The organism is Pseudomonas sp. R3-41, from assembly GCF_054161485.1.
Window position 1 is genome coordinate 4206650 of the sequence record NZ_CP096421.1, and the last position, 17597, is coordinate 4224246.

Annotated in this window: 16 protein-coding genes; 7 read left to right on the forward strand and 9 right to left on the reverse strand. The window is 61.8% G+C overall.

The features are described from left to right. Window positions 1-393: 393 nt before the first annotated feature. Both M1D99_RS17910 and M1D99_RS17915 read right to left on the reverse strand, forming a co-directional pair. Entirely contained in the window at window positions 394-591 is a 198-nt protein-coding gene (locus tag M1D99_RS17910) for a YbdD/YjiX family protein (protein ID WP_003182142.1), read from the reverse strand. Between the two features lie 15 nt (window positions 592-606). Then, window positions 607-2667, reverse strand: coding sequence for a carbon starvation CstA family protein (locus M1D99_RS17915; RefSeq protein WP_045156376.1), 2061 nt, complete (start codon window positions 2665-2667; stop codon window positions 607-609). A gap of 313 nt (window positions 2668-2980) precedes the next feature. On the opposite strand from M1D99_RS17915, the gene M1D99_RS17920 reads away from it, so the two are divergent. Together M1D99_RS17920 and M1D99_RS17925 are read left to right on the forward strand one after the other, a co-directional pair. Continuing rightward, the gene (locus tag M1D99_RS17920; RefSeq protein ID WP_434570802.1) at window positions 2981-4342 is read left to right on the forward strand and encodes a cache domain-containing protein; all 1362 of its coding nucleotides are present in this window, start codon (window positions 2981-2983) and stop codon (window positions 4340-4342) included. A gap of 29 nt (window positions 4343-4371) precedes the next feature. Next, complete coding sequence (locus M1D99_RS17925) at window positions 4372-5004, forward strand: response regulator (protein ID WP_186710874.1); 633 nt, start codon at window positions 4372-4374, stop codon at window positions 5002-5004. Between the two features lie 118 nt (window positions 5005-5122). Here M1D99_RS17925 and M1D99_RS17930 read toward each other — a convergent pair whose 3' ends face one another. Together M1D99_RS17930 and M1D99_RS17935 are read right to left on the reverse strand one after the other, a co-directional pair. After that, window positions 5123-5989, reverse strand: coding sequence for an SDR family oxidoreductase (locus M1D99_RS17930; RefSeq protein WP_458130540.1), 867 nt, complete (start codon window positions 5987-5989; stop codon window positions 5123-5125). 46 nt (window positions 5990-6035) lie between these two features. Next, the gene (locus M1D99_RS17935; protein ID WP_458130541.1) at window positions 6036-7262 is read right to left on the reverse strand and encodes an arabinose transporter; all 1227 of its coding nucleotides are present in this window, start codon (window positions 7260-7262) and stop codon (window positions 6036-6038) included. A gap of 141 nt (window positions 7263-7403) precedes the next feature. Between M1D99_RS17935 and M1D99_RS17940 the strand changes: the two genes are divergently transcribed. Together M1D99_RS17940 and M1D99_RS17945 are read left to right on the forward strand one after the other, a co-directional pair. Further along, window positions 7404-8030 (forward strand): TetR family transcriptional regulator, encoded by a 627-nt coding sequence (locus M1D99_RS17940; RefSeq protein ID WP_434570808.1) that lies wholly within the window; start codon window positions 7404-7406, stop codon window positions 8028-8030. A gap of 67 nt (window positions 8031-8097) precedes the next feature. Further along, entirely contained in the window at window positions 8098-8889 is a 792-nt protein-coding gene (locus M1D99_RS17945; RefSeq protein ID WP_458130542.1) for a transporter substrate-binding domain-containing protein, read from the forward strand. A gap of 1556 nt (window positions 8890-10445) precedes the next feature. Here M1D99_RS17945 and M1D99_RS17950 read toward each other — a convergent pair. The 3 genes from M1D99_RS17950 to M1D99_RS17960 are packed head-to-tail and all read right to left on the reverse strand — an operon-like array spanning window position 10446 to window position 13354. Continuing rightward, entirely contained in the window at window positions 10446-11465 is a 1020-nt protein-coding gene (locus tag M1D99_RS17950; protein ID WP_458130543.1) for a TRAP transporter substrate-binding protein, read from the reverse strand. Window positions 11466-11516: 51 nt separating this feature from the next. After that, a complete protein-coding gene (locus tag M1D99_RS17955; RefSeq protein WP_186707422.1) occupies window positions 11517-12797 on the reverse strand; it encodes a TRAP transporter large permease subunit in 1281 nt (426 codons plus the stop codon). Continuing rightward, on the reverse strand, window positions 12794-13354 hold the full coding sequence (locus tag M1D99_RS17960) for a TRAP transporter small permease (RefSeq protein ID WP_458130544.1): 561 nt from the start codon (window positions 13352-13354) through the stop codon (window positions 12794-12796). Before M1D99_RS17960 ends, M1D99_RS17955 begins: the two co-directional genes overlap by 4 nt. A gap of 515 nt (window positions 13355-13869) precedes the next feature. Between M1D99_RS17960 and M1D99_RS17965 the strand changes: the two genes are divergently transcribed. Then, entirely contained in the window at window positions 13870-14196 is a 327-nt protein-coding gene (locus M1D99_RS17965; RefSeq protein WP_411384574.1) for a phage infection protein, read from the forward strand. Window positions 14197-14405: 209 nt separating this feature from the next. Here the strand turns inward: M1D99_RS17965 and hpaR are convergent, their stop codons facing one another. Then, window positions 14406-14828, reverse strand: coding sequence for a homoprotocatechuate degradation operon regulator HpaR (gene hpaR / locus M1D99_RS17970; RefSeq protein WP_186707419.1), 423 nt, complete (start codon window positions 14826-14828; stop codon window positions 14406-14408). Between the two features lie 232 nt (window positions 14829-15060). Continuing rightward, window positions 15061-15966 (reverse strand): 4-hydroxyphenylacetate catabolism regulatory protein HpaA, encoded by a 906-nt coding sequence (hpaA, locus tag M1D99_RS17975; RefSeq protein ID WP_186707418.1) that lies wholly within the window; start codon window positions 15964-15966, stop codon window positions 15061-15063. A gap of 185 nt (window positions 15967-16151) precedes the next feature. Between hpaA and M1D99_RS17980 the strand changes: the two genes are divergently transcribed. Then, window positions 16152-16829, forward strand: a complete 678-nt coding sequence (locus M1D99_RS17980) for a fumarylacetoacetate hydrolase family protein (RefSeq protein ID WP_434570818.1) — start codon at window positions 16152-16154, stop codon at window positions 16827-16829. Continuing rightward, window positions 16826-17596: a fumarylacetoacetate hydrolase family protein gene (locus M1D99_RS17985; protein ID WP_186707416.1), complete on the forward strand. Its 771-nt coding sequence runs from the start codon at window positions 16826-16828 to the stop codon at window positions 17594-17596. The genes M1D99_RS17980 and M1D99_RS17985 overlap by 4 nt, the downstream gene beginning before the upstream one ends. Window position 17597: the final 1 nt, after the last annotated feature.

The following is a 17597-nucleotide window of genomic DNA, read 5'->3' on the forward strand; positions in this document are numbered from 1 at the left end:
ACGTGCGCACTTGCGGTGAAAAGTTGCGCCACGTTACCTGCCTTCCCTCTTGAGTTAGTTACCTGAACGCGCCACCTATGTGCCTGATTTCGCCAAGTCAGGCATGGCGTTTTGCCTCTTGCCAAGCGTCTGGACCGGGGCATTCAGCCAGGTCCGTGGGGCTGGAATGAAATACCCTTTAAAAACTTCTGGGTTAAGTATTTTGTGTGGAGCACCAGGCGCTATCGCCATGCCTGTCAGTTTTGTGGTGTCAACAAATCCTGGGAACAGCCCAAAACAACTGTGGGAGCGGGCTTGCTCGCGAAGGCGGTGTGTCAGCCACATCAATGGCGACTGACCCGACGCCTTCGCGAGCAAGCCCGCTCCCACAAGGGGGTTGGGGTTCAGCTCAAGTCAACAGCACTTGGGCCCACCCTTGCCGCCGTAACGGGCCTCCTGGCGTTCCCGGAAGAACGCCTCGTAGTCCATCATCGGCTTGTCCGGGTGCTTGGTTTGCATGTGCTCGACGTAGTTGTCGTAGTCGGGCATGCCGACCATCAGGCGCGCGGCCTGACCGAGGTATTTACCCAGGCGACTCAAGTCATTGAACATCGTTGCAATCCTCTATCAAGCGTCCGGCAGGGCCTGGAAGGGTGCTTCTTTGTCCGTGCGTTCTTTCGTGCCCCAGGCGGCGATGCCAACCTTGAGCGCGTAGAACAGGATGCTGAAGACCACGAACAGGAACAACACCGTCAGCGTTGCGTTGGTGTAGGCGTTGAACACCACGTGCTGCATCTGCTCGATGCTCTTGGCCGGGGCCAGGATCTGGCCGGCGGCCAGGGCATCGTTGTATTTGCGCGCCAGGGCCAGGAAGCCGATCGCCGGGTTGGCGTCGAACAGCTTGATCAGGCCCGCGGTGGTGGTGCAGATCAGCAGCCAGCTGGCCGGCAGCAGCGTGACCCAGACGTAGCGCTGGCGCTTCATCTTGATCAGTACCACGGTGGCGAGCATCAGGGCGATCCCGGCCAGCATCTGGTTGGAGATGCCGAACAGCGGCCACAAGGTGTTGATGCCGCCCAGCGGATCGATCACGCCCTGGTACAGCAGATAACCCCACAGCGCCACACAGCCGGCGGTGGCGATCAGGTTGGCGGTCCACGATTCGGTGCGCTTGAGGGCCGGCACGAACGAGCCAAGCAGGTCCTGCAGCATGAACCGTCCGGCACGGGTGCCGGCGTCTACCGCGGTGAGGATGAACAGCGCTTCGAACAGGATCGCGAAGTGGTACCAGAACGCCATGGTGTTCTCACCCGGCAGCACCGAGTGCAGGATCTGCGCGATCCCGACCGCCAGGGTCGGCGCACCGCCGGCACGGGCCAGGATGGTGGTCTCGCCGATGTCCTTGGCCACCGCTTGCAGCGCGTCGGGGGTGATTGCAAAGCCCCAACTGCTGACAGTCTGGGCCACGGCCACCACATCGGTACCGACGATCGCCGCCGGGCTGTTCATGGCGAAGTACACGCCCGGCTCGATCACCGAGGCCGCGACCATGGCCATGATCGCCACGAAGGACTCCATCAGCATGCCGCCGTAACCGATGTAGCGGGCGTTGGTTTCGTTATCCAGCAGCTTGGGCGTGGTCCCCGAGGAGATCAGCGCGTGGAAACCCGAAACCGCGCCGCAGGCGATGGTGATGAACAGGAACGGGAACAGACCGCCCTTCCACACCGGCCCGGTGCCGTCGGTGAACTGGGTCAGTGCCGGCATCTTCAGCTCGGGCATGGTGACCAGGATGCCGATCGCCAGGGCGACGATGGTGCCGATCTTGAGGAACGTGGACAGGTAGTCCCGTGGCGCCAGGATCAGCCACACCGGCAGCACCGCCGCGACAAAACCGTAGCCGATCAGCATCCAGGTGATCTGGATCCCGGTGAAGGTGAAGGCCTTGGCCCAGACCGGGTCGGCGGCGATCTGCCCGCCCAGCCAGATCGAACCGAGCAGCAACAGCACGCCGATGATCGAGATCTCGCCGATGCGGCCCGGGCGGATGTAGCGCATGTAGATGCCCATGAACATCGCGATCGGGATGGTCGCCATCACCGTGAAGATGCCCCACGGGCTCTCGGCCAGGGCCTTGACCACGATCAGCGCCAGCACCGCGAGGATGATGATCATGATCAGGAAGCAGCCGAACAGCGCGATGGTGCCAGGAATGCGGCCCATTTCCTCGCGCACCATGTCGCCCAGGGAGCGACCGTTGCGGCGGGTGGACAGGAACAGGACCATGAAGTCCTGCACCGCACCGGCCAGCACCACGCCGGCGATCAGCCAGAGCGTGCCGGGCAGGTAGCCCATCTGCGCCGCCAGCACCGGCCCGACCAACGGCCCCGCGCCGGCAATGGCCGCAAAGTGGTGGCCGAAAAGGATGTGTTTGTTGGTCGGGACGTAGTCCAGGCCATCATTGTTGAGCACGGCGGGGGTGGCCCGGCGCGCATCGAGTTGCATCACGTTGTTGGCGATGAAGAGGCTGTAGTAGCGGTAGGCGACCAGGTAGATGGCCACGGCGGCGACGACGATCCAGAGGGCGTTGATGGGTTCGCCGCGGCGCAAGGCCACGACACTCAACGCACAGGCTCCCAGAACAGCCACGGCAAACCAGGCGAGGTGTTTAACCAGACGGGTTGTCATTGCGTGTCTCCTGCCGATATCCAGTGGATTGCGGCGATTGTTTTTATAGTGTGCCCCGGCTATTCGGAGCCGACCCAATATCCCTGCAACGGGTCAACAAATAAATCCGTAGTACTACGTAGAACCCCAATTCCCCCTGTGGGAGCAAGGCTTGCCCGCGATAGCGTCGATACGGTTTTCCATAAACCGCGGCGCCTGCATCGCGAGCAAGCTTTGCTCCCACATGTCTTGCTCCACAGGTTTGTGCCGGGCAGGCTGGTTTGGCATATGATGCCGCCATTCGCCTCCCCGCCGAGCCCGGACAGGAGTACAGATGCTGCTCAAACACAAAATCGTCGCCCTCGGGATCTTGCCGCTGGTCCTGGCCATCGCGGTCATCTGTGCCCTGGTGATCTCGCTCAACCGCCAATTGGGCGATCAACAGGCGCAACTGATCGAAGACAGCATCCTGGCGAGCAAGCGCGCCGAGTTGAAGAACTATGTCGAGATGGCGCAGAGCCTGATCGCCCCGCTGTATGACGACGGCCAGGGAAACGCGCGCGCGCAACAGCAGGTCCTGGAAGAACTGCGCAAGCTCAGCTTCGGCATCAACGGTTACTTTTTCGTGTATGACCGCCAGGGTCGCAGCCTCATGCATGCCCGCCAGTCGGAATTGGTCGGGCAGTACCTCTGGGACATGAAAGACCCCCACGGCTTGCCGGTGATCCAGGCGCTGATCAGAAGCGCCGAGTCAGGCGATGGTTTCCAGCGCTACGCCTGGAACAAGCCCTCCTCCGGCCAGGTGACCGACAAGTTGGCCTACGTCGTGAGGCTCGACAAATGGGGCTGGACGCTTGGCACGGGGATCTACCTGGAGGATGTCGAACGCGCCACCCAACAAGCCCGTGACGAAGTCGCCCATGGCATCCACACCACCATGCAAGCCATCGCTGCCATCGCATTGGTAGCGGTCCTGCTGGTATTCGCCGGAGGCATGACCCTGAACGTCAGCGAACATCGCCTGGCGGACCAGAAGCTGCAGCGGCTGAACCAGCGCATCGTAAGCCTGCAGGAAGAAGAACGCTCACGGGTTTCTCGCGAGCTGCATGACGGCATCAGCCAATTGCTGGTATCGATCAAGTTCCAGTTCGAACTGGCCAGCCATGTGTTGGAGAACGGTCAGGACAACGGCCTGGGTATCCTGAAGACCGCCACCGACCGGCTAGGCGACGCCATCGGCGAGATCCGTAGCATCTCCCACGACTTGCGCTCCTCCCTGCTCGACACCTTGGGTCTGCCCGCCGCCATCGGCCAGCTCGCCAGCGAATTCCAGCAGCGCAGCGGGCTGGAAGTGTCCTACCGCAGCAACGAATTCGATTGCCGCTTGGAAAATGGCGCCCCCGTCTCGCTGTTTCGCATTGCCCAGGAGGCCCTGACCAATATCGAGCGCCATGCCGGGGCGAAAAGCGTCGGCATCAGCCTATTCGGCTCCAGCCAGTCCCTGCGCCTGACGGTGGTCGATGACGGGATGGGGTTCAACGTCCCGCAAGTGGAACGCGGCCATGCCGGCATCGGCCTGCGTAACATCCGCGAACGGGTCGAGCATTTCGGCGGACGCCTGGAAGTGACGTCGGTGCCAGGCCGCAGCGAACTGGACATCCTGCTGCCCATGAACCTCTCGGTCACGCAAAGCTGATGCCCCCTCTCCAACCAGAGCACTTGCCGATGACCCTGCCTCCCGTGATTCGCGTCGCGCTGGTCGACGACCATTCCTTGGTCCGCGACGGCATCAGGGCCCTGCTCTCGGTGATGCCGCAACTGGACGTGGTAGGCGAAGCCGAGAACGGCGCACAGGCGATCGAAATGGTCGGTCGCTGCCAACCGGACCTGCTGCTGATGGACATCGGTCTCAAGGACAAGAACGGCCTTGAGCTGACCCGATTACTGGGCAAACAATACCCCAGCCTCAAGATCCTCATCCTCAGCATGTACGACAATTATGAGTACGTGAGCGAATCCGTACGCGCCGGCGCCAGCGGCTACGTGCTCAAGAACGCGCCATCGCGGGAAATCATCGCGGCCATCGAGGCCATCATCAGCGGCGGCACCTTCTACAGTGCCGAGATCGCCCAGCGGCTCGCCACCGACCGGCACAGCGACAACGAGCTGACGCCACGGGAGAGCCAAGTGCTGGCGAAAATGGTCCAGGGCCTGAACAACAAGGAAATGGCCCGCGAACTGGACATCAGCGTACGCACCGTCGAAACCCATCGCCTGAGCATCCGCCGCAAGCTGAACATCGACAAACCCGCGGCCCTGGTGAAATACGCGATCGACCACGGGATCATTTCCCGCTAGAGGCCCGCACAGCACTTGTGGCGAGGGAGCTTGCTCCCGCTCGGTTGCGCAGCGACCGTAAAACATTGGGGTCGCTGCGCAACCCAGCGGGAGCAAGCTCCCTCGCCACAGGTACCCCTTATCCAGCGTAGTAACCAGGCTGCTCAAGATCATCCAACAGGCTCGGGCCACTTGGCATCCATCCCAGCAAGGCACGGGTGTATTCGCTGGACACCGCCATGTTCGCCGCCGCCATATGGGCAAACCAGCCGAAATGCTCGCGCTCCCGGGATTCGACCGGCAACCCCAGGCCACCACCGATCGCCTGGGCAATGGCCTTGAACGGCACGGCCTCGTCGGCGACGGCGTGGTAGACCGACTGCGTCACGCCCTGCTCCAGCGCAAGCCGATAGACCCGTGCGGCGTCCAGCCGGTGCACACCCGACCAACAGTGGCCGCCGTCTCCGAGATAGGCCGAGACGCCCGTCTTCCGGGCCAGGCGAATCAGGAGAGGCACGAATCCGTAGTCGCCGAGGCCATGGACCGAGGGTGCCAGGCGTACGGTCGCGCACCGCACACCACGTTCCACCAGCGCCCGGGCCGCCGTTTCGGACTTACGCGGCGAAGCCGGGCTGGGCACCTCCAGCTCGCTCGCGCCCCGGGTCAAGCCCAGCAGGCCGGACGTCACCAGCAAAGGCCGCTCAGACCCTTGCAGCGCGCTGCCCAATACTTCGATGACATGGCGGTCCTGCTCAGCGTTCTCGGCAAACCGCGAGAAGTCATGATTGAACGCGGTGTGAATCACCGCATCCGCCGCCGAGGCGGCCTGGTGCAGGACGTCGAGGTCTTCCAACGTGCCGCGGACCACCTTCGCGCCGGTCGCGGCCAGCGCAGCGACCTTGTGCTCGGAACGGGCCAGGCCCGTGACCCGATAGCCGGCCCCCCTCAATTCCTGGACCACGGCAGACCCCACCCAGCCCGTGGCACCGGTAACGAATACATGCATGTTTCAAACTCCTGTTAAAACCTATCGAGGAACACCACTGACGGACTCAAACCGGCTGCCGGCCTTGGCCCTCCGGCAGCAACAGCACCAGCGCCACGACAACGGCCAGCATCACCGCCACGGCCCCACCGAGGTAAACCGCGCCGATGCCCCACGTACCCGCCAACGCCCCGGCCAGCGGACTGCTGAGTCCCAGGGAGATGTCGAGGAAAGCGACATAGGCGCCCATGGCGAGACTGCGGTTCTGCGGCGGCGCACGCTTCACCGCCTCCACCCCGAAGCCCGGGAAAGCCAGGGAATAGCCGAAGCCGGTGAACGCCGCCCCCAAGCAGGCGATTGCCGCCGTGTCTGCCCCCCAGATCAACAACAGCCCAACGGCTTCGATCACCACGCAAACCAGGGCGACACGGGCCCCGCCGATCTTGTCGGGCAGGTGGCCAAAAAGCAGGCGCGCACCGATGAAGGCCAGGCCGAAGGCGGTGAACGCCAGGGAGGCATCGCCCCAAGCCCTGGCGGCGAACAACAGCGCGATAAAAGCTGTGATGACCCCAAAACCAACGCTGCAAAACGCCAACCCCATGCCTGGCACCCACACGGCCCCCATCACCTTGTAGAACGGTGCCCGCCGGGTCGCTGTAGGGGCGACCGCCGGCACACCCGAAACAATCAGCAGCGCCAGCAGCGGGACGAACACCGTGGCGACGGCAATGCCCGTGAACCCCCAACCGCCATTCAGCGCCACGCCGAGCGGAGCGCCCAGGGCATAGGCGCCGTACATGGCGATGCCATTCCAGGCCATGACCTTGCCGGCATGCTGCGCGCCCACCAGGCCCATGCCCCACCCCAGCGCACCGGTGACAATGAGACTTTCCCCGAATGCCAGCAGCACACGTCCGCCCAACAGCAGCCAGACCGACGTCACAGGTGCGGCAACGAACGCCTGGGAAAGCAGATAGACCAACCCGGAAACCGCCGCCGTCACCAGGCCAACCATGACCGCGCGCTTGCCACCGCGCATGTCGGCGAAATTGCCGGCCCAGGCCCGTGACAACAGCGCCGCGGCGAACTGTGCGCCGACCACCAGGCCAATCACCAGCGTGCCCATGCCCAGCGTGTCATGCAGGTGAAGAGGCAACACCGGCAATTGCATGCCCAGGGTCAGAAAACCGATGAACACCGTCAGCGTGAGCGGCAACAGCTTGAACACCGGATTGGCACCGAGGGATGCCTGGGGCACCGAAGAGGCACCGAGATGAATGTTTTCTTGAGTCATAACCCTACCCACGGAAAGGATGCGATGTGACGTTGAACGCGGCCTGTGGATCCCACTAGAATGCGATCAATTCGTCGCATTCAAGATACGAATAATCCGTCGCGTTTCCTATTCGCATTCCCTGTCGAGGTTCACGTCCGCATGTCCGATCGCCCAAGCCCGCAGATTTCCTCGCGCAAACAGCCGAAACAGGCACGCTCCACCGAGCTCGTCGCCGCCGTTCTGGAGGCGGCTGTTCAGGTTTTGGCGACCCAGGGTGCGGCACGTTTCACAGTGGCCCGTGTTGCCGAGCGAGCGGGCGTCAGTGTCGGCTCGGTGTATCAATACTTTCCGAACAAAGCGGCGATCCTGTTCCGCCTGCAAAGCGATGAATGGCGGCAAACCAGCGACATGCTGCGCGAGATTCTGGAAGACAACCGCAAGCCGCCCTTCGAGCGCCTGCGCACCCTGGTGCGGGCGTTCATCCAGTCCGAATGCGACGAGGCCCAAATACGCGTCGCCCTCAACGACGCCGCGCCGCTCTACCGCGACGCCCCCGAGCACCAGGCCGCGCGGCTGTCGGTGCAACAGTCGGTGGACGCTTTCATGCTGCAAGCCTTGCCAGACGCCCCGGCACAAACCCGTGCCCTCGCAGGTGACCTGGTGATCACCACGCTGAGCGCCGTGGGCAAGCGTTTTTCATCAGCGCCCCGCTCTCCCGTGGAGGTTGCCGTGTATAGCGACGCCATGGCCGATATGTTCTGCGCCTACCTGGAAAGCCTGCAGTGACAGCCGGCCGGCACTTTTACTACACTCCCCGATCTTGTTTCCCTCCGCTACGAGACGTCCAATCCCTATGAAAACCATAACAAGCTCGATGACGTTCTGTGGCCTGTTGGCGCTCTCCTGCGGCGCCCTGGCCGAGCCGGCTCCCTCGCTGCTGGATCAGGTCCAGCAGCGCGGCGAACTGAAGGTCTGCACCACCGGCGACTACAAGCCCTACACCTTTAAAACCCAAGCTGGCGAATACGAAGGCATCGACATCGACATGGCGCGCTCACTGGCCGCCAGCCTCGGCGTCAAGGTGCAATGGGTGCAGACCACCTGGAAGACCCTGATGCCGGATATGGTTGCAGGCCAATGCGACATCGGTATGGGCGGGATTTCGGTGACGCTGGAGCGCCAGAAAAAGGCCTATTTCAGCTCCACCCTCGACGTGGATGGCAAGATCCCCCTGGTGCGTTGCGAAGACAAGGAGCGTTACCAGACCATCGAGCAGATGAACCAGTCATCGGTGCGTCTTGTCGAGCCGGCGGGCGGCACCAACGAAGCCTTCGTCCGCGCGTTCCTGCCCAACGGCCAGCTCAGCTTCCACGACAACGTGACCATCTTCCAGCAACTGCTGGACAAGAAAGCCGACGTGATGATCACCGACGCGTCCGAAGCGCTCTACCAGCAAAAACTCAAGCCCGGCCTGTGCGCCGTCAACCCGACTCGCTACCTGCAATATGGCGAGAAGGCCTACCTGCTGCCACGGGATGACAACACCTGGAAAATGTACGTCGACCAATGGCTGCACCTGAGCAAGGCCAATGGTAGCTACCAGAAGGTGATTGGCCAGTGGCTGGCCGTTCCGGCCGCCCAGTAACCGTTCACTGACGAAACAAAAATCCCTGTGGGAGCCGAGCCTGCTCGCGATGGCGTCAGGTCAGCCACATTGATCTTGGCTGACACACCGCTATCGCGAGCAGGCTCGCTCCCACCAGGGATCCACGGCGTATGCAAGTCCTGAGTCCACCCCAAAACAACTGTGGGAGCGGGCTTGCTCGCGATAGCGGTGGGCCAGCTTGCAGTGATGCTGGATGTCCCGACGCATTCGCGAGCAAGCCCGCTCCCACCGGGATCCACGGCGTATGCAAATCCTGAGTCCACCCCAAAACAACTGTGGGAGCGGGCTTGCTCGCGAAAGCGGTGGGCCAGCTTGCAGTGATGCTGGATGTCCCGACGCATTCGCGAGCAAGCCCGCTCCCACCGGGATCCACGGCGTATGCAAATCCTGAGTCCGCCCCAAAACAACTGTGGGAGCGGGCTTGCTCGCGAAAGCGGTGGGCCAGCTTGCAGTGATGCTGATGTCCCGACGCATTCGCGAGCAAGCCCGCTCCCACCGGGATCCACGGCGTATGCAAATCCTGAGTCCGCCCCAAAACAACTGTGGGAGCGGGCTTGCTCGCGAAAGCGGTGGGCCAGCTTGCAGTGATGCTGGATGTCCCGACGCATTCGCGAGCAAGCCCGCTCCCACCGGGATCCACGGCGTATGCAAATCCTGAGTCCGCCCCAAAACAACTGTGGGAGCGGGCTTGCTCGCGAAAGCGGTGGGCCAGCTTGCAGTGATGCTGGATGTCCCGACGCATTCGCGAGCAAGCCCGCTCCCACCGGGATCCACGGCGTATGCAAATCCTGAGTCCGCCCCAAAACAACTGTGGGAGCGGGCTTGCTCGCGAAAGCGGTGGGCCAGCTAGCAGTGATGCTGGATGTCCCGACGCATTCGCGAGCAAGCCCGCTCCCACCGGGATCCACGGCGTATGCAAATCCTGAGTCCGCCCCAAAACAACTGTGGGAGCGGGCTTGCTCGCGAAAGCGGTGGGCCAGCTTGCAGTGATGCTGATGTCCCGACGCATTCGCGAGCAAGCCCGCTCCCACCGGGATCCACGGCGTATGCAAATCCTGAGTCCGCCCCAAAACAACTGTGGGAGCGGGCTTGCTCGCGAAAGCGGTGGGCCAGCTTGCAGTGATGCTGGATGTCCCGACGCATTCGCGAGCAAGCCCGCTCCCACCGGGATCCACGGCGTATGCAAATCCTGAGTCCGCCCCAAAACAACTGTGGGAGCGGGCTTGCTCGCGAAAGCGGTGGGCCAGCTTGCAGTGATGCTGGATGTCCCGACGCATTCGCGAGCAAGCCCGCTCCCACCGGGATCCACGGCGTATGCAAATCCTGAGTCCGCCCCAAAACAACTGTGGGAGCCGAGCTTGCTCGCGATGGCGTCAGGTCAGCCACATTGATCTTGGCTGACACTCCGCTATCGCGAGCAGGCTCGCTCCCACAGGAAATCTACGGCGTATGCGAGTCCTGAGGCCACTCCAAAACAGTTGCTCCCACAGGGTCGGATCTGTTCAGGCCTGACGCTGGTGTCAGGCCCATTCACCTCATTGCGCCGCCCGCACCTTGGCGATTTCGTCGTACATCGCTTTCACCAGGTCGCCATCCAGGGATTTGGCGAACTTGTCGATCACCGGCTGCACGCGCTCACGCATGCGATCTTTCTCGGCGGGGCTGATTTCATTGACGGTCATCGCAGCGGCCAATGTCGCCTTGGCCTTGTCCATGCTCGCCGCCGTGACTTCACGCTGGAATGTCTGCGCCTCGGCCGCGGCCGCGCGAATCATTGCCTTTTCATCGTCGTTGAGGCGATTCCAGGTTTTCTGGCTGATGATCAACGACTGCGGATTGAAGATGTGCCCGGTGACGGAAAGATACTTCTGCACCTCGTAGAACTTGTTGCCTTCAATCACCGTGAAAGGGTTCTCCTGCCCATCGATGGTGTGCTGCTCAAGGCCGGTGTAGACCTCGGGGAACGCCATCGGCACCGGGTTGGCGCCCAGGGCGGTAAAGGTTTCCAGGTAGATTGGCGATTGGATCACACGCAGTTTCAAGCCTTGCATATCTTCCAGCTTGGTCACCGGGTGCTTGCTGTTGGTCAGGTTGCGAAAACCCAGGTCCCAATAACCCAGCCCTACCAGGCCTTTACTGTCCAGTTGCGCCGCCAGTTTCTGCCCGACCGGTCCATCGATGACCGCATGGGCTTCCTCGACGTTGTTGAACAGGAACGGGAAATCGAGCATGGCGTAATCCGGGGCCTGGGCGGCCAGGATGCCGGAGTTGAGCACGGTGATGTCCAGGGTGCCGCCCTGCAACGCCGACACCGTTTGCACGTCACCGCCCAGCGTACCGCCAGGGAACAGGCGGACCTTGATCTTGCCACCGCTCTTCTCGCTGAGCAGGTCGGCGAACTTCTGCGCGCCCTGGCCCTGGGGGTGTTCCTTGACGTTCTGGAAGGCGAATCGCAGGGTACGTTCGCGAATCTCATCCGCATGGCTGGCCACGTTGCCCAACAGCAAGCCCGTCGCGCACGCCCCGGCCAGCAGGGTTTTCATCAGTTTTCCCATGTCACTCTCCGATCGTTATTGTTTTTAAGGTCGAGCTAGCCAACACCGGGGTCAGCCGGTGAAGAATTTCAACGGCCCCAGGACCAATTGCGGGAACAGGACCAGCAGGAACAGCACCGCAAGTTGCGCAAGCAGGAACGGCCACACGCCGCGAACGATTTCTTCGATATTGAGCTTGGAAACGCCGCTCACCACATTGAGCACAGTACCCACAGGTGGGGTAATCAGGCCGATGGCCGTGTTGATCAGGAACAACACGCCAAAGTAGACCGGGTCGATGCCCGCCTGGGTGATCGCCGGCATAAGCACCGGTGTGAGGATGAGGATGCTTGGCGTCATGTCCATGACCGTACCAACCAGGATGATCATCAGCATGATCACCACCAACAGCAGGGTCGGGCTATCCATGAACGGCTCAAGCACCGCCGCCAATTGACCCGGCAAGTCGGCAATGGTCACCAGCCAGGAAGAAACCATGGCGGCGGCGACCAGCAGCATCACCACCGAGGTGGTCTTGGCCGAAGACAGGATTACCCCATACAACTGGCTGACTTTCATTTCCCGGTAGATCACCAGGGAGACGAATAGCGAATAGACCGCCGCCACCACTGCCGCTTCCGTCGGGGTGAAAATGCCGAATTTAAGGCCGAAAATAATGATGATCGGCAAGCCCATGGCCCAGCTGCCCTCCACCAAGGCCCGCAGGACCTCGGCGCGGGATTGCTTGGGTGGCGTCTCGACATTCTCGCTGCGGGAGACGAACCACCAAGCAATGGCGAGCGCCACCCCGAGCATGATTCCCGGCACGATGCCGGCCAGGAACAATTTGGAAATCGATACCCCGGACGCCACGCCAAAGACAATGAAGCCAATGCTCGGCGGAATGATCGGCGCGATAATGCCGCCGGCAGCAATCAAACCCGCCGAGCGTGCCCGATTGTGCCCGGCCAACACCATCATCGGCACCAGCAACGCCGCCAATGCCGCCGCATCGGCCACGGCCGAACCGGACAGCGACGCCAGCAGGCAGGAGGCGATGATCGCCACGTAGCCCAGACCGCCGCGCTTGTGCCCCACCAGTGCCATGGCGATGTTGACGATGCGTTTGGACAGCCCGCCGACGTTCATGATTTCGCCGGCCAGCATGAAGAACGGCACGGCCATCAGCGGGAAGCTGTCCGCGCCGTTGAGCAGGTTCTGGGCAATGATTTGCGCGTCGAACAGGTCCAGGTAAACCATCAACGCCACGCTGACCACCAGCAAGGCAAACGCAATGGGCATGCCCAGGGCCATGCTGCCTATCAGGGACCCGAGAAAAATAACCAGTGTCATGGGTGGGTACTCTTGATGGGGTCAGGGGCGGTGGCGTTATGGGTGATCAGCTCTGCGTCGTTGTCCTTGACCATCACCCACTCGTCATCCCCCAGCTTGCCGAACAGCGCCAGGTAGAGCTCGTAAAGCAGGATCGCTGCGGCACTGGCGCCGAACACCAGGCCGGCACCGTAGAACAGCGACATGGACAATCCTGACGCCGGGGCGACGACATTCAGGTTGATCGCTGCCTGTTGCCAACAGCCACTGAAAATCAGCCAGCAGATGTACAACATCAAAAGGTGACTGATGACCAGGCAAATACGCTTGCCTGCCGCCGGCAAGCGCTTGACCAGGCTGTCCATGCCCAGGTGGGCACGGTCCTTGAGCGCCACCAGGGCACCGAGAAAAATCATCCAGACAAAGAACCAGCGCGACAGCTCCTCCGACACACTGATGCCCGAGTTGAAGGCATAGCGCAGCACCACATTGCCGAACACCAGCGCGATCATCGCGACCATGCACACCACGATCAGCAGCTTCAGCAGCTTGAAATACAGATCCACGACTTTTGTCATCTTGAAAACTCCGAGCTTGTCGAGCGCCGACATCCCGCTGGCGCGATAAGACCGCAACAACGTGGGTCGCTAGCGAATCAAACCTGGAAGGCTGGACGGTGCACTTGAAAGATGGATCAAGGAGACGGCGCGGGACGCTCGCAGACGGACTGCCATGGGATGTTCCTCTATTTTTATTATGGTCTCGGCCACGTGGGACAAGACAGGTGCCGCTAAAATGTACCACCCGGTTAGTTTGGTCAATAACCCACGCAGGGATACACCGCAAAGCGTGCGATTATCGACCAGACAATTCACGGTTTTTCAGCTCGTCGAGCACTCGGCAGCGCCTCGCCTCCCCATGCCTCAACAGGATTTGTATCGCTCTGTATAGGAAGCACGGCTTGATACGAAACGACAGATTTCGCCCCCGCCTCGCACACATCGTCGATACATCTGCGCGTTTAACTGTGATCACCGGACAGCAACACCTTCGCTGCCACGGACTTACTCAATCAAACGCAAGGAGAATCACCATGTTCAACTTCTCGAAACTGTCGTCCTTGGCAATCGCCCTGGCACTGGTTGGCGGTGTCGGCCTGGCGAACGCTGCCTCGGCAAAGAACGACCCGGCCCAGGCTGAGCATCAACTGGCTGAAGGCGGCTCTGATCGTTTGAGCCAGAATCGCGTGGCTGAAGGTGGTTCCGATCGTTTGAGCCAGAATCGCGTGGCTGAAGGTGGTTCCGATCGTTTGAGCCAGAATCGCGTGGCTGAAGGTGGTTCCGATCGTTTGAGCCAGAATCGCGTGGCAGAGGGTGGTGCTGATCGGTTGCAGGAGCTGCGTGAACGCAGCCCGGTGTGAAGGAAGCGCTTCTGTGGCGAGGGAGCTTGCTCCCGCTGGGCTGCGTAGCAGCCCCCTGCCCACTCCCACGCGTTCAGGTGAGCTTTGCGACTGCTTCGCAGTCGAGCGGGAGCAAGCTCCCTCGCCACAAAAGCCCAGAAACTCAGAAACTCAGAAACTCAGAAACTCAAGCCTTACTGGCCCAAAACTCAAGCCTCATGACTCATGACTCATGGCTTGATGTTCTTCAACTCACCGAGCAACGCGAGCAATTGCTGCATCTTCTCCTCGCCAAATTGCTCTTCGATCCGCCGGTAATTGCTTTCCATGCCCTCGCTCATGGACACGAAACATTGCTGGCCACGCTCGGTCAGGCCCACGAAGACCCGACGCTGGTCCTGGCTGGATTTCTGCCGACGCACCAACCCGTCACGCTCCAGGCGACTGAGCACACCGGTCATGCTCGGCTTGAGAATGCAGGCCTGATGGGCGAGCTGGTGGCTTTCCAACTCACCTTGCTGATGGAGGATGCGGATCACTCGCCACTGCTGTTCCGTGAGGTCATGCTGGTTCAGCGCCGGACGAAAAAAAGCCATCGCCGCTTCGCGGGCTTGCAACAGGGTCAGGGTCAAAGAGGGTCTGGGATTGGCCATGTTCGAACTGTGTGAATGGGCGAGTCGGCAGCTTAGTGTCGTCTCCAGGCTGCCGCAAGAAGCAAAGTCTCTCGGGAGCTTCTGTGGCGAGGGAGCTTGCTCCCGCTCGGCTGCGCAGCAGTCGTCAGTCTCGCCTGGTACACCGTGTCGAATGGTCTTGGGGCTGCTGCGCAGCCCAGCGGGAGCAAGCTCCCTCGCCACGGGACTATCTGCATAAAGTACGGCTGCGTTTTCAGCGCAACCCCGATTGCCGCTGGCGATACTCCCCCGGCGTGAGTTGGGCGTAACGCTGGAAAAAGCGGCTGAAATACGCCGGATCCTTGAAGCCGAGCTGGTAGCAGATTTCATTGGCCGAGCTGCCGGTGAACAACAAGAGGCGCTTGGCCTCCTGCATCAGCCGCTCCATGATCAGGCGCTTGGAGGGCAAATCGGCGATGCGTCGACACACGTCGTTGAGGCGCGCCTCGGTCACGCCGATGCCTTCGGCGTAGCGCGACAGCGGCCAATGCTGCAGGTAATGGGCCTCGATCAGCTCATTGAAGCGGTGAAAGATCTTCAGGTCTTCATGCCGCGCGGGCCTGGCTTCCAGGGAGTTGGAACACAAGCGCAGCAAGCTGATCATGATCAAACGCGTCAACCCATCCAGCGCCGCGCTACGCCCCGGATGCCCCGCCACTACTTCCTCGCTCAGTTCCTCGAACAAGTATTCCAACCGCCGCACCTCCCCTGCCTGTCCAGGCCCCAGTTGCGCCAAGGCCACGCAGGCGGCCGGCAGTTGCACGCCAGCCGGCGCCAGGCTCGGATCGGCGTCGATCAACTGCCATACCAGTTGTTGGCGCACCGTCAGCACATGCCCGTCGCTGTCGGCCTCGGTCACGAAGGCATGGGGAATGGTCGGCGGGGTGAGGAAAAACATCGGGCCGGATTCGACGTATTGCTGGTCATCGAGGTACACCCGCACGGTGCCGCTCTTGACGTAGTGCACCTGGAAGAACCGGTCGTGGCGATGCACCGGCATGTTACGGCCGAAAAAACCCGCCAGGTTGGCGAGGCGGTCGTAATGCACTTCGGCATCGCTGTAACGCTGGTCGTACACCTGACCAATGTTGATGTTCGGGATCGGCTGGCGCTCGGTCATCACGCAGTGCTCGTTTTTATTCTGATTCAGGTACCTGCCGCCCTCATCCTGCACCGAATCCGGCAAGGCAACCAGTGCCGGTCATTCTGTCACGCTTGACGATAGTTAACATCTTAATTATAACTGTTAACACATTAACAATAACCGCAGAGCCCGCATCACTCTGCCATCGCCAGGAGACAAGCATGAGCCGTGCCCTGCATGACGTCGCGACCGGCACCCTGTTCGGGGTCGCGCTGAACTACCAGGGGCTGCTGAAACAGCGCCTCGCCGAGTTCGAGCAACCGCCCTACCAGAAGCCGCCGCTCAAGCCCGTGCTGTTCATCAAGACGCCCAATACCCGCAACCGGCACGACGCCGATGTGGTTCACCCAGGTGGCGGCGAAACGCTGCAACCAGGACCGGCCCTTGGCGTGGTGATAGGCAAATCGGCCAGCCGCGTCAGCGCCGCCGAGGCCATGGACTACGTGGCCGGCTACACCGTCGTCAATGAATTCAGCCTCCCGGAAGACAGCTATTACCGCCCCGCCGTCAAGGCCAAGTGCCGGGACGGCTTTTGCGCCATCGGTCCGGAACTGGTGCCGAGCGCCCAGGTGGCCGACCCCCACAGCCTGGCGATCACGCTGTACGTCAATGGCGAGGTCCGCCAGCAAAACAGCACGGCCAACTTCGTGCGCAACATTCCCCAGTTGATTGCCGAGATCAGCGAGTTCATGACTCTGCATGCCGGCGATGTGCTGATCACCGGCACGCCTGAGGGGCGGGTCGATGTGCTGCCCGGCGATCGCGTCGAAGTGGCCATCAGCGGCCTGGGTCGCCTGGTCAATACCGTCGTGGCCGAGGAAACAGGAGCAGGTTCATGAAACACGCGCGCATTCGTTTTGCAGGTCAGGATCACGCCGTCACCGTTGAAGCCCACAATGCCGTACGCCTGGCCGACGGTCGCCTGCTGGCCGAGGACCAGGTCCAGTGGCTGCCACCGGCCACCGGCAGCATGTTCGCCCTGGGCCTGAACTACGCCGATCACGCCGCCGAACTGGCGTTCAAGCCGCCGACCGAACCCCTGGCATTCATCAAGTCGCCTGGCACCTACACCGGCCACAACCAGGCAACCTGGCGTCCCGACAATGTCGCCTACATGCATTACGAGTGCGAGCTGGTGGCGGTCATCGGCAAAGCCGCGCGCAACGTCAAGCGCGAGGATGCGCTGGGCTACCTGGCCGGCTACACCGTGTGCAACGACTACGCGATCCGCGATTACCTGGAAAACTACTACCGCCCCAACCTGCGGGTGAAGAACCGTGACGCGACCACGCCCGTCGGCCCCTGGATCGTCGATGTGGCCGATGTGCCGGACCCGAGCAACCTGACGCTGCGCACCTGGATCAACGGCGAGCTGCGCCAGGAAGGCAGCACGAAGGACATGATTTTCGACATCCCCTACCTGATCGAATACCTGTCCAGCTTCATGACCCTGCAGCCCGGCGACATGATCGCCACCGGCACGCCGGAAGGCCTGGCGGACGTGGTGCCCGGTGACGAAGTGGTGGTGGAAGTGGAAGGCGTCGGTCGCCTGGTCAATCGAATTGTCAGCGAAGCCGAGTTCTTCGCATCCCGTAAAGAGGCTTGAG

Coding starts and splice junctions, on each gene's coding strand:
- M1D99_RS17955 (WP_186707422.1), bottom strand. CDS start 12,797: ATGACACTGGTTATTTTTCTCGGGTCCCTGATAGGCAGCATGGCCCTG.
- M1D99_RS17915 (WP_045156376.1), bottom strand. CDS start 2,667: ATGACAACCCGTCTGGTTAAACACCTCGCCTGGTTTGCCGTGGCTGTT.
- M1D99_RS17925 (WP_186710874.1), top strand. CDS start 4,372: ATGACCCTGCCTCCCGTGATTCGCGTCGCGCTGGTCGACGACCATTCC.
- hpaR (WP_186707419.1), bottom strand. CDS start 14,828: ATGGCCAATCCCAGACCCTCTTTGACCCTGACCCTGTTGCAAGCCCGC.
- M1D99_RS17960 (WP_458130544.1), bottom strand. CDS start 13,354: ATGACAAAAGTCGTGGATCTGTATTTCAAGCTGCTGAAGCTGCTGATC.
- M1D99_RS17930 (WP_458130540.1), bottom strand. CDS start 5,989: ATGCATGTATTCGTTACCGGTGCCACGGGCTGGGTGGGGTCTGCCGTG.
- hpaA (WP_186707418.1), bottom strand. CDS start 15,966: ATGACCGAGCGCCAGCCGATCCCGAACATCAACATTGGTCAGGTGTAC.
- M1D99_RS17940 (WP_434570808.1), top strand. CDS start 7,404: ATGTCCGATCGCCCAAGCCCGCAGATTTCCTCGCGCAAACAGCCGAAA.
- M1D99_RS17965 (WP_411384574.1), top strand. CDS start 13,870: ATGTTCAACTTCTCGAAACTGTCGTCCTTGGCAATCGCCCTGGCACTG.
- M1D99_RS17980 (WP_434570818.1), top strand. CDS start 16,152: ATGAGCCGTGCCCTGCATGACGTCGCGACCGGCACCCTGTTCGGGGTC.
- M1D99_RS17950 (WP_458130543.1), bottom strand. CDS start 11,465: ATGGGAAAACTGATGAAAACCCTGCTGGCCGGGGCGTGCGCGACGGGC.
- M1D99_RS17945 (WP_458130542.1), top strand. CDS start 8,098: ATGAAAACCATAACAAGCTCGATGACGTTCTGTGGCCTGTTGGCGCTC.
- M1D99_RS17985 (WP_186707416.1), top strand. CDS start 16,826: ATGAAACACGCGCGCATTCGTTTTGCAGGTCAGGATCACGCCGTCACC.
- M1D99_RS17935 (WP_458130541.1), bottom strand. CDS start 7,262: ATGACTCAAGAAAACATTCATCTCGGTGCCTCTTCGGTGCCCCAGGCA.
- M1D99_RS17910 (WP_003182142.1), bottom strand. CDS start 591: ATGTTCAATGACTTGAGTCGCCTGGGTAAATACCTCGGTCAGGCCGCG.
- M1D99_RS17920 (WP_434570802.1), top strand. CDS start 2,981: ATGCTGCTCAAACACAAAATCGTCGCCCTCGGGATCTTGCCGCTGGTC.